Below are 11763 nucleotides of genomic sequence, written 5' to 3'. Positions count from 1 at the left end.
GAGTGGAACAAGTCATCAGAAGTGCCACCCATCGAGCAATATCAAAACTTTTTGATATTGCTCTTGCGGTACTTTCTGACCGTCACTAGACTGCTGGCCCTATGAATTTACGCGTGCCTTCCATTCAACATGACGAGTGCGATGAGCTGGCGGCCCTTTGCAAGGCCGGTGGCGATCCTCTGCGGCTGAATGTATTGCGCGCGCTGGCCAACGACTCGTTTGGCGTACTCGAGCTGGCGCAGATCTTCGGTATTGGCCAGTCGGGCATGAGTCATCACCTCAAGGTGCTGGCCCAGGCCGACCTGGTGGCAACGCGCCGTGAAGGCAACGCGATTTTCTACCGTCGTGCCCTGCCCCACACCGACCTGCTCGGCGGCAAGCTGCACGCCGCGCTGCTCGAAGAAGTGGACAACCTGACCCTGCCTGCCGATGTGCAGTCGCGGATCGGTCAGGTCCACGGGCAACGCGCAGCGGCCAGCCAGGACTTTTTCTCACGGGTGGCGGAGAAGTTTCGCGCCCAGCAAGACCTGATTGCCGGCCTGCCGCAGTACCGCGAAAGCGTGGTGGCCTTGCTCGACAAACTGAGCTTCAGTGAAGGCGCCACGGCCATAGAAGTAGGCCCTGGCGACGGTGCTTTTCTGCCGGAACTGGCGCGTCGTTTCACTCACGTCACCGCACTGGACAACAGCCAGGCGATGCTCGAATTGGCGCGACAGGTCTGCGAACGTGAAACGCTGGCTAACGTCAGCCTGCAACTGGCCGATGCATTGAATGGCGTAAGCCTCAAGGCCGATTGCGTTGTACTGAACATGGTGCTGCACCACTTTGCCGCACCGGCCGATGCGCTCAAGCACATGGCCAAATTGCTGCAACCGGGCGGTAGCCTGCTCGTGACAGAGTTATGTAGCCACAACCAGAGTTGGGCCAGGGAGGCCTGCGGTGATCTCTGGTTGGGGTTTGAACAGGACGATCTGGCCCGTTGGGCCACCGCTGCGGGACTCGTTCCCGGGGAAAGCCTCTATGTAGGCTTACGTAATGGTTTCCAGATTCAGGTCCGCCACTTTCAGCGGCCAACTGGCGACACTCACCATCGGTAAATTCAGGAAAAAATCGAGATGAGCGAATACTCCCTCTTCACCTCCGAGTCCGTGTCCGAAGGGCATCCGGACAAAATCGCCGACCAGATTTCCGATGCGGTGCTGGACGCCATCATTGCTGAAGACAAGTTCGCCCGTGTGGCGTGCGAAACGCTGGTAAAAACCGGCGTGGCAATCATCGCAGGTGAAGTCACCACGTCGGCCTGGGTCGACCTGGAAGAAATCGTGCGTAACGTCATTCTGGACATCGGCTACAACAGCTCCGATGTCGGCTTCGACGGCGCCACTTGCGGTGTGATGAACATCATCGGCAAGCAGTCCCCAGACATCAACCAGGGTGTTGACCGTGCCAAGCCTGAAGATCAGGGCGCCGGCGACCAGGGCCTGATGTTCGGCTACGCCAGCAACGAAACCGACGTGCTGATGCCAGCACCGATCACCTTCTCGCACCAGCTGGTTCAGCGCCAGGCCGAAGCCCGTAAATCCGGCCTGCTGCCTTGGCTGCGCCCGGACGCCAAGTCGCAAGTGACTTGCCGTTACGAAGGCGGCAAGGTTGTCGGTATCGACGCCGTTGTACTGTCGACCCAACACAACCCTGAAGTGTCGTACAAAGACCTGCGCGAAGGCGTGATGGAGCTGATCGTCAAGCACGTGCTGCCTGCCGAACTGCTGACCAAAGACACCCAGTTCCACATCAACCCGACTGGCCAGTTCATCATTGGCGGCCCAGTGGGTGACTGCGGTCTGACCGGTCGCAAGATCATCGTCGACAGCTACGGCGGCATGGCCCGTCACGGCGGCGGCGCGTTCTCCGGTAAAGATCCATCGAAGGTTGACCGTTCCGCGGCCTACGCCGGTCGTTACGTGGCGAAGAACATCGTCGCTGCCGGCCTGGCCGAGCGTTGCGAGATTCAGGTTTCCTACGCGATCGGTGTTGCCCAGCCGACTTCGATCTCGTTGAACACCTTCGGCACCGGCAAAATCAGCGACGACAAAATCGTCAAACTGGTTCGCGAAGTGTTCGACCTGCGTCCATACGCAATCACCACCATGCTTGACCTGCTGCACCCGATGTACCAGGAAACCGCAGCGTACGGCCACTTCGGTCGCACCCCGGCAACCAAGACCGTGGGCGAAGACACCTTCACCACGTTCACTTGGGAAAAAACCGACCGCGCCGACGACCTGCGTTCGGCTGCCGGCCTGTAAGACCTCCCCGGCGGTACCAAAAGCCCTGCACGGTTCGCCGTGCGGGGCTTTTTATTGTCTTGCGTTTGAGACCGAGTCGCCCCCATCGCCGGCAAGCCCAGCCCCCCCCCCCGGAAACACCAGGCAAAACACCCACCGTCCCCGCCAGAAAATACTGACTAGCCTTCAAGCACTCCCCTTGAGCAAGGATGCTCACGATGCTTCTGCGCCTGTTTTCTGTTTTTTCTCTGAGCTTTTTTTGCCTCACTACAGCTGCAGCCGACTGTCCCGACTGGCCGCCCGCCAGGGCTCTGGACGAAATCACAACCCTGCAAAAACAGATCGACACCTGGGATAACAGTTATCACCGCCATGGCCGCTCGCTGGTTGCCGACGAACTTTACGATCAAGCCCTCGCCCGGCTGACCGAATGGCGCAGTTGCTTTGACTTGGGCCTGACGCCCGAACCATTACGCACGGCTGGCGGCAAAATTGCGCACCCCATTGCCCACACCGGCCTGGAAAAAGTGCGCGATGGTCGTGCAGCCGAAACCTGGATGCGTGATCGCAAGGACCTCTGGGTACAACCCAAAGTCGATGGTGTGGCGGTGACGCTGATCTACCGCACGGGCGTACTGCACCAGGCAATCAGTCGCGGCGACGGAATAAACGGGCAAGACTGGACAACCTCGGCGCGACTGATCCCCGCCATCCCCCGGCAACTGTCGCGCCCGCTGGACCTGCTGGTGCAAGGTGAACTCTATTGGCGACTGGTCGACCATGTGCAAGCCAAAGCCGGCAGCCTCAATGCCCGTTCCACGGTGGCCGGTTTGATGGCGCGCAAGGAACTCAGCCCTGAGCAAGCCGCTGGCATTGGCCTGTTTATCTGGGACTGGCCACAAGGCCCGGCCGGTTTGCCCGCTCGCATCGCCGCGCTGGATGAGCTGGGGTTGCAGGGCATCGCGCCTTACAGTCAGCAGGTACAGACGCTTGCCGATGCCGAACACTGGCGCGATCACTGGTACCGCTCGCCCCTGCCCTTTGCCAGTGACGGTGTGGTCCTGCGCCAGAGCCAACGGCCTTCGGCCGAGCGCTGGCAGGCAAAAACACCGTACTGGGCCGTTGCCTGGAAATACCCCTTTGCCCAGGCGTTGGCCGAAGTACGCAAAGTCGACTTCAAGGTCGGTCGCACCGGACGGATCACCCCCGTGCTGGACTTGAAGCCGGTGACGCTCGATGACCGGCAGATCAAGCGTGTCAGCGTCAGCTCACTGCGGCGCTGGGAGGAGCTGGACATCCGCCCCGGTGATCAGGTGTCCATCAGCCTCGCGGGGCTGACCATTCCCCGGCTCGACGGCGTCGTACTACGCGCCGCCGAACGCCCAGCCTTGAACACGCCGCTGGCAGCCGACTTTCATCATTTGAGTTGCTGGCAACCGACGCCGGGCTGCGAAAGCCAATTTCTCGCGCGACTGACCTGGCTCAGCGGCAAGCAAGGGTTGGCCATGCCTCATGTCGGCCCGGGAACATGGGAGAAACTTTTCGAAACAGGCCACCTGAACGGCCTGCTGGATTGGTTGACCCTCGATGCTCAAGAGCTTGCTACCATTAACGGCTTCGGCGAGCGCAGCAGTACTCGTCTTCTAAACAGTTTCAACAGTGCCCGCCAACGCCCTTTTGCTCGCTGGCTCAAAGCCCTGGGTTTACCACCGACCGGCCAGGCAAACCTCGCCGACTCCTGGCAGGAACTGGCACAACGAAACACCGAACAATGGCAGGCCGAAGCCGGCATCGGCCCGGGACGCGCGGCGCAATTGAGCGCATTTTTCCGCGACCCGCAGGTCCTGGCCTTGAGCGACACATTACGTGCGGCGGGGATCGACGGTTTTTAGCAACCGCAGATTCTCGCCCGCCCGGGAACCCAAAGAGGCCGACGAGCTCAAACGCCCATCGCCCTATCGACCCGATTGCACCTGCACATGGAGCTTTTATGAAATTTCTTTCACCGCTCGCCCTGCTGACCCTTTGCAGCGTGATGGCCGCGCCACTGATGGCCGTCGAAGAGGCCCCGGGGCTGACCGGTTGTGCCGCCAAGAAACAAGGCATCATCAACCAGATCGAACTGGCCAAATCCCATGGCAACGCCGAACAGCAGGCAGGCCTGGAAACGGCACTGAGCGAAGTCACCGCGCATTGCACCGACGCTTCGCTGAAGAAGGAGCGGGAAAACAAGGTCCTCGACGCCAAGCATGACGTCAGCCAGCGCCAGGCCGACCTCGACAAAGCCATGAAGAAAGGCGACCCCGAGAAGATCAACAAGCGCAAAGACAAACTGGCCGAGTCGCGCAAGGAACTGCAAGACGCGCTCGACGAGCTGGATAAATAAGAAAAGGTAAAGTCAGGAATTTGTAGCGTTCTTCAGGGAGCTTCGCGAGCAGGCTCGCTCCCACAGGTGAATGCATTCCAATGTGGGAGCGAGCCTGCTCGCGAAAGCGTCAGCAAGAGCGCTGCAAATCAATGATCCCGAAACTCTTTATGGCACGCACTACAGGCATCTTCGACTTTCTGCACCGCCGGCCCCAGGTTGCTGGCCTTGTATGGCTGAACCTTGCTGGCTATCACCAATTCACCGGTGGCGGCTTCAAGGGTGCGGGCCATTTCCTGAAAGCGTGCCTGTTTCTGCCACACGTCGCCCTTGGCGCTGGTGTGATCTTCCTCGCGCACCTGCGGAAAATGCTTCCACGGTTCCTGGGACAACGCATCGAGTTTCACCGCGCCGTCAGCGAATTTCGGGCCGTCGAATGGAATGCGGCCGCGCAACATGCCACCCAGGTCTTCGCCGGTCTTGAGCATTTGTTTGAAGATTGCCTTGCGCTGGCCCAATGGAGAATTCGGATCGACACCGCCGCACGCGGACAAGGTCAGGCAGGCCAGCAATACAACGGAAAGTCTTTTAAGAGTCATGGTGGCTTCAGGTCACGGGAAACGGCGGCCAGTATCCTCGCGTCATCGGCAAAGACCAATAGCCCTATTATCAATACGGGTTGTTTGAGCGCATGGAGCACTCAGGCAACCGACAAAGGAATTACTCCATGAACAGCCGTTTCAAGGCATGGCGTCACCGCCTCGCCTGGACCCTCCCGATGGTGGCCGTGCTCGCAGGCTGCACCGGCGGTGACAACAACAAACCCAAGACCCACGCGCTGGCGACTTATTCCAGCTCCACCTGGGAAGCCCTGCCGACGGTGTCCGATAACGACCTGGTCGCCGGTTTCGGTTCATGGCGCAGCGCCTGCACCCGACTCAAGGCCGACCCGATCTGGGGCTCGACCTGTGCTGCTGCCACCAACGTGCCGCAAACCGCCAGTGACATTCGCGGCTTCCTCAAACAGAACCTCGACGTCTACGGCCTGCGCGCCGCCAACGACAATCCCAACGGCTTGATCACCGGTTACTACGAGCCGGTCTACCCCGGCAGCCTGACCCAAACTGCCGTGGCGAACATCCCTGTGTACGGGGTTCCAGAGGACATGATCATCGTCTCTCTGGACAGCATCTACCCGGAGCTCAAAGGCAAACGCCTGCGCGGACGGCTCGAAGGTCGCGTGCTCAAGCCTTACGACGATGCGGCAACCATCGAAACCAAAGGGGTCAAGGCGCCGGTCGTGGCGTGGCTGACCGACCCGATGAACCTGCAATTCCTGCAAATCCAGGGTTCCGGTCGCATTCAGCTCGACGATGGTCGCCAGTTGCGCATTGCGTATGCCGACCAGAACGGTCATCCGTATCGCCCCATCGGCCGCTGGCTGGTAGAGCAAGGCGAATTGAAGAAAGAAGACGTGACCATGGGCGCAATCAGCGACTGGGCCAAGGCCAATCCGGCGCGCATTCCGGAACTGCTCGGCAGCAACCCGAGCTATGTGTTCTTCACCCGCAACCCGGACAGCAATGAAGGCCCTCGCGGCTCGCTGAACGTACCGCTGACGGCGGGTTACAGCGCGGCAGTGGATCGCAAAGTGATTCCGCTGGGCAGCCTGTTGTGGTTATCCACAACGCGGCCGGACGGCACCGCACTGGTTCGTCCGGTAGCAGCTCAAGACACTGGCGGCGCGATTGCCGGTGAAGTCCGTGCAGATTTGTTCTGGGGCACCGGCGAAGCGGCGGGGCAACTGGCTGGCGACATGAAACAGCAGGGGCAGATCTGGATGCTCTGGCCCAAAGGCGCGGCACTGCCGCAAGTGCCTCAGGTGGCTGATGCGGTTAAAGCCAATCCTTAATTACTGTGGCGGCAGATAGATAGCTTTCGCGGGCAAGCCACGCTCCTACAGGGATCTGCGGCGATCACACAATTGTGATCGACTGTAATACCTGTAGGAGCGAGCGGGCGGCGATCCGACTTGCCCGCGAAGGGGTCAGTAAAAACACCGCAGATATGTCAGACCGAAATCACAAAGAAACTCACGATCAACCCCATCCCCACAAACCACACCAGCGACCGCAGAATCGCCCAGTCCGCCAGGTAGCAAATGATGTACAGCAGACGGCTGGTGATGAACAACACCGACAGCACATTGATCGTCACCAGCTCGGCGTTGCCGGCCAGGTGGGCCACGATCACCGCCGCCGCGAACGCCGGGGTCACTTCGAAACTGTTCAATTGCGCCGCATAGGCGCGCCGGCCCAAACCATTCAGTGACTCGAGAAAATCCCGTGGGTCATGGTTGTCTTTCAATCCAAAACGGCCACTGATCTTGGCAATACCCACGCAGAGATAGGGCAGGAAGATCGCAATCAAAATGCACCACAAAGCAACCGTCATATCGCAGTCCCTTTCTTCGAGTTATAAAATCCGGATTCTGGTCAAAACTTCATCACCAACATGCCGATCAGCACCAGCCCACAGGCCAGGAGCCGCGGCCGACCGAAAGGTTCTTTCAGATAGCGCATGCCAAACAGCACCACCAGAATCACGCTGATCTCGCGCAATGCCGCCGCTTCTGCAATCGACCCCAGCTGCATCGCCCACAGCACCAGAGCGTAGCTGAACAACACGCAGAACCCGACCGCCAATCCCAAGCGCCATTGTTCACGCCAGAACAGCATGAACGCCGGCCGTTTGCGCACCAACGCCAGCAGCGGAAACGGCCATGCGCTGAGCAACGTCACCCAGACCAGGTAATCCAGCGGATGCGACCAGCGCCGCAACGCCTGGCCATCGATAAAGGTGTAGCAGCCAATGCACAGGCCAATCAGCGCCACCACCGGCAGCATCGACCACGGCAAACGCGTACCGCCACCGCCCTGCGACAGCAGGCACAGCATGCCCAACGGGATGAGCAGAATTCCGAAGATCTGCTGATTCGTCAGCACCTCCCCGGCAAAGATCAGCGTCAAGGCCAGCACCACTAACGGCGACAAGCCACGCATCAGCGGGTACACCAAACCGAGATCACCCACCCGATAGGCCTGAATCAGCAGATAGCGATAAAGCAATTCGAATGCGGCCGATGCGAGAATCCATGGCCAGATTTCAATCGGTGGCAGCGCCACGAACGGCAGCATCAGCGCGACAAAAAGCATCGCCACGCTGTCCATGCAGGCCACGACCAACAACCGTTCCGCACTGAATTTAATCAGGGTGTTCCACGCCGCGTGCAACAGCGCCGCCACCAACACCAACGCCGTCGCAAGCACGGCACACTCCTTTTTTTGCCCCCGCCGCCCTTGTAGGAGCCCGGCTTGCCGGCGATGACATCCTCAAGAACGCCATCGCCGGCAAGCCGGGCTCCTACAAGGGCGGGGGAGAATTGATTCGCCATATGTCAGCAGCTGTTTATACTGCAAGCGACCACGCCGCACTCAGTTGCGCACAGACTAATTCCAATAATTTCTGCCATGGCCCGCTCTCTTCGAGAACGGTCGTCGGCCTGCGTATGCCTGATCACAGCGTCAAGACTACCGACAGAGACCTTGCGCATGCCACTCGCCTTGCTTGCCCTCGCTGTTGCCGCGTTCGGCATCGGCACCACTGAATTCGTCATCATGGGCTTACTGCCCGACGTCGCTCGCGACCTCGCCGTGAGCATTCCTCACGCCGGTCTGTTGATCACCGGTTACGCCCTGGGCGTGGTGTTCGGCGCGCCGATCCTCGCGGTCGGCACCGCCAATATGCCGCGCAAAGCCACCCTGCTGGGCATGACACTGATGTTCATCCTCGGCAACGTGCTGTGCGCGTTGGCGCCAAACTACGCCACGCTGATGGCCGCGCGAGTGGTTACCGCGTTATGCCACGGGGCGTTCTTCGGCATTGGTTCGGTGGTCGCGGCCGGTCTGGTCGCGCCGAACAAACGGGCGCAGGCGATTGCCATGATGTTCACCGGCCTGACCCTGGCCAATGTGCTCGGCGTGCCATTGGGCACCGCGCTCGGCCAATACGCCGGTTGGCGTTCGACGTTCTGGGCGGTGTCGGTGATCGGTGTGATCGCCGCGATTGCGCAGTGGGCCTGGCTGCCGAAGGACATCACCATGGACAAGGCCAACCTCGCCAGTGAGTTCAAGGTGCTGGGCAAGGTCAATGTGCTGCTGGCCCTGGGCATGAGCGTGCTGGCGTCGACCAGCCTGTTCAGCGTGTTCACCTACATCGCGCCGATCCTGCAGGACATCACCGGAGTCAGCCCGCACGGCGTGACCATTATGTTGCTGTTGTTCGGCGTCGGTTTGACGGCGGGCAGCATGCTCGGCGGCCGCCTGGCCGACAGTCGCTTGCTGCCTTCGCTGGTGGGCATGGCGTTGGCGGTAGTGGTCGTGCTGGCTGCGTTCACGCAGACCAGTCACTCGGTGATTCCGGCGGCGATCACGCTGGTGTTGTGGGGGATCTTTGCCTTCGCCCTGTGCCCGATTCTGCAACTGCTGATCATTGATCAGGCGCACGAGGCACCCAATCTCGGCTCGACGTTGAACCAGAGCGCTTTCAATCTCGGTAATGCGGCGGGCGCGTGGATTGGTGGGCTGGTGGTCGCCAGCGGCGCGGATCTGGCGGACTTGCCGTGGACCGGGGCGCTGGTCAGTGGCCTGACGGTGCTGACGGCGCTTTTCTTCATTTACCTGCAACGTCGCGGTGCGGCTGCGGTCAATGTGTCCGCCCGCGAAGAAATTGACACGGTGCACCTGCCATAACCTGTTTTCCAACTCCCATCCAAGGACCCCGGATGCTTGAACTTGTCGCTGCGTTTATCTGCCTCACCTCCCTGCTCACCTACGTGAATTTCCGTTTCATCGGCCTGCCCCCGACCATCGGCGTCATGGTCACCGCACTGATGTTTTCCCTGCTGTTGCAGGGCCTGAGTTCCCTCGGTTACCCCGGCCTCGAAGAGCGTGTGCAACAGCTGATCGGCCAGATCGACTTCGGTGATCTGCTGATGAACTGGATGCTGTCCTTTCTGCTGTTCGCCGGTGCGCTGCACGTCAATCTCAATGACCTGCGCAGCTATCGCTGGCCCATCGGCCTGCTCGCAACATTTGGTGTATTGATCGCCACCGCCGTGATCGGCAGCCTCGCGTATTACATCTTTGCCCTGTTCGGCTGGCATGTGAGCTTTCTGTATTGCCTGCTGTTCGGCGCGCTGATTTCCCCGACCGACCCCATCGCGGTGCTCGGCGTGTTGCGGACCGCCAACGCGTCCAAACCGCTGAAAACCACGATTGTCGGCGAATCGCTGTTCAACGATGGCACCGCGGTAGTGGTGTTCACCGTGCTGTTGGGTATCGCGCAACTCGGTGAAACCCCAACCGTAGGCGCCACGGCCCTGCTGTTCGCACACGAAGCGATTGGCGGCGTGCTGTTTGGTGGGCTGATTGGCTACCTGGTGTACCTGATGATCAAGAGCATCGAGCAGCATCAGATCGAAGTCATGTTGACCCTGGCACTGGTGATCGGCGGCTCGGCCATGGCGTCGGAGCTGCATGTTTCCGCACCGATCGCGATGGTGGTCGCCGGCCTGATCATCGGCAATCTGGGGCGCAACCTGGCGATGAACGACATGACCCGAAAGTACCTGGACGGTTTCTGGGAGCTGCTCGACGACATGCTCAACGCCCTGCTGTTTGCCCTGATCGGCATGGAGCTGTTGCTGCTGCCGTTCAACTGGCTGCACGTGCTGGCGGCAAGTTTGCTGGCCCTGGCCATTCTGCTCTCGCGCCTGTTGACCGTGGCACCGGCCATCCTCCTGCTGCGACGCTGGCGCACAGTGCCGCGCGGAACGATCCGGATTCTGACCTGGGGTGGTTTGCGCGGTGGTGTTTCGGTAGCGCTCGCCCTGGCACTGCCATTGGGCCCGGAGCGTGATTTGCTGCTGAGCATCACCTACATCGTGGTGTTGTCGTCGATCCTGTTGCAGGGCTTGAGCATCGGCAAACTGGTCAAGCACGTGACCCGGGATGAGCCTGCGCCAGTGGCACAGGCCGGGCATCACTGATTACTTTTTGACCTTCTGCGGGTCGGACTCCCGATCCGCAGACTGCTTCGGCGGCCCGCTTTCGCTGCGAATCTGCGCATGGCTCAACAGCGCAAAGATAAAGCTGCCACCGATGATGTTCCCCGCCAGCGTGGGACCTGCAAACACCAGCCAGAAATCCTTCCACGGCAACTCGCCGGCGAACACCAGATACGAGACTTCGGCCGAACCGACGACAATGTGGGTGAAATCCCCCAGCGCCATGAGGTAAGTGATGAGGATGATGATCCACATCTTGGCGCTCTCCATGGACGGGATCATCCAGACCATGGTCGCGATCATCCAGCCCGACACAATGCCTTTGGCGAACATCTTGCTCGCGTCGTTCTCCATGACCTTGCGCCCGATATCGAGGAAGGCCAGGTCGGTCTTGGTGTCGAAAATCGGCAGGTGCAACATCACATACGCGACCAGCAAGGTGCCGCAAAGGTTGCCCACCAGCACCACCGACCACAGCCGCAACAACCGGCCGAAATTGTTCAGGGTGGGTTTGGTCATGACCGGCAGCACCGCCGTCAGGGTGTTCTCGGTGAACAATTGCTGGCGGGCGAGGATGACCGCCAGGAACCCGGCGCAGTAACCGAAACTGGCAATCACCTTGAAGTGTTCGCCCTCCGGCAGGCGCGAGTTGAGCAACCCCATGGCCATCAGCGACAGGCCCATGGTCAGGCCGGCGGCGAGCGCCGACCACCATAGTGCGGCGACGCTGCGTTCGAGCTCCTGATCGCCCTGGGTGCGGATTATTTCGTGCAATACAGCCGCACGTGGCGGCTGGCTTTTTTCGACGTCGTGCCGTTCTTCAGCCGAGAGGTTCGGGGTCTTGCCGTCTTTTTGCGCGTCCATAGAGCTCCGGAACCGGTGGCGTGTCATGTAGGTACGACACGCGGGGTTCGGCGCTGTTCAGTGCACTGGCTGGTTTCTGTAGGAGCCGGCTTGCTGGCGATGGGGGCGACTCGGTTTCTGCG

The 11763-nt window shown here is 60.5% G+C and carries 11 protein-coding genes; 7 read left to right on the top strand and 4 right to left on the bottom strand.

The window, feature by feature from the left end; genetic code table 11:
- The first annotated feature begins 101 nt into the window (after window positions 1–101).
- The 4 genes from IB254_RS05960 (at window position 102) to IB254_RS05945 (ending at window position 4671) form a co-directional block, all read left to right on the top strand.
- Entirely contained in the window at window positions 102–1097 is a 996-nt protein-coding gene (locus IB254_RS05960; RefSeq protein ID WP_008033297.1) for an ArsR/SmtB family transcription factor, read from the top strand.
- An 18-nt stretch (window positions 1098–1115) separates the two neighbouring features.
- Window positions 1116–2306 (top strand): methionine adenosyltransferase, encoded by a 1191-nt coding sequence (metK, locus tag IB254_RS05955; RefSeq protein WP_008033298.1) that lies wholly within the window; start codon window positions 1116–1118, stop codon window positions 2304–2306.
- 197 nt (window positions 2307–2503) lie between these two features.
- Entirely contained in the window at window positions 2504–4177 is a 1674-nt protein-coding gene (gene ligB / locus IB254_RS05950) for an NAD-dependent DNA ligase LigB (RefSeq protein ID WP_192416740.1), read from the top strand.
- 98 nt (window positions 4178–4275) lie between these two features.
- The gene (locus tag IB254_RS05945; RefSeq protein ID WP_008045011.1) at window positions 4276–4671 is read left to right on the top strand and encodes a DUF1090 domain-containing protein; all 396 of its coding nucleotides are present in this window, start codon (window positions 4276–4278) and stop codon (window positions 4669–4671) included.
- Window positions 4672–4799: 128 nt separating this feature from the next.
- Here IB254_RS05945 and IB254_RS05940 read toward each other — a convergent pair whose 3' ends face one another.
- Complete coding sequence (locus IB254_RS05940) at window positions 4800–5249, bottom strand: c-type cytochrome (protein WP_008033302.1); 450 nt, start codon at window positions 5247–5249, stop codon at window positions 4800–4802.
- 128 nt (window positions 5250–5377) lie between these two features.
- On the opposite strand from IB254_RS05940, the gene IB254_RS05935 reads away from it, so the two are divergent.
- Window positions 5378–6562 carry a murein transglycosylase A gene (locus IB254_RS05935; RefSeq protein WP_192416739.1) on the top strand — a complete coding sequence of 395 codons (1185 nt, stop codon included), beginning with the start codon at window positions 5378–5380 and terminating at the stop codon, window positions 6560–6562.
- A gap of 158 nt (window positions 6563–6720) precedes the next feature.
- Here the strand turns inward: IB254_RS05935 and IB254_RS05930 are convergent, their stop codons facing one another.
- Window positions 6721–7104: an MAPEG family protein gene (locus IB254_RS05930; RefSeq protein ID WP_192416738.1), complete on the bottom strand. Its 384-nt coding sequence runs from the start codon at window positions 7102–7104 to the stop codon at window positions 6721–6723.
- Between the two features lie 41 nt (window positions 7105–7145).
- Window positions 7146–7979 (bottom strand): EamA family transporter, encoded by an 834-nt coding sequence (locus tag IB254_RS05925; RefSeq protein WP_192416737.1) that lies wholly within the window; start codon window positions 7977–7979, stop codon window positions 7146–7148.
- Window positions 7980–8261: 282 nt separating this feature from the next.
- Here IB254_RS05925 and IB254_RS05920 point away from each other — a divergent pair, with 282 nt between their 5' ends.
- Both IB254_RS05920 and IB254_RS05915 read left to right on the top strand, forming a co-directional pair.
- Window positions 8262–9461, top strand: coding sequence for an MFS transporter (locus IB254_RS05920; protein ID WP_192416736.1), 1200 nt, complete (start codon window positions 8262–8264; stop codon window positions 9459–9461).
- 32 nt (window positions 9462–9493) lie between these two features.
- A complete protein-coding gene (locus IB254_RS05915; protein ID WP_192416735.1) occupies window positions 9494–10759 on the top strand; it encodes a cation:proton antiporter in 1266 nt (421 codons plus the stop codon).
- On the opposite strand, the gene IB254_RS05910 is transcribed toward IB254_RS05915, so the two are convergent.
- Window positions 10760–11641, bottom strand: coding sequence for a formate/nitrite transporter family protein (locus tag IB254_RS05910; protein ID WP_192416734.1), 882 nt, complete (start codon window positions 11639–11641; stop codon window positions 10760–10762).
- Window positions 11642–11763 lie beyond the last annotated feature (122 nt).

The organism is Pseudomonas sp. PDM03 (assembly GCF_014852385.1).
GTDB lineage: Bacteria > Pseudomonadota > Gammaproteobacteria > Pseudomonadales > Pseudomonadaceae > Aquipseudomonas > Aquipseudomonas migulae.
Note: the sequence above shows the minus strand (reverse complement) of the source record. Positions and strands in the feature narration are given on the sequence as shown.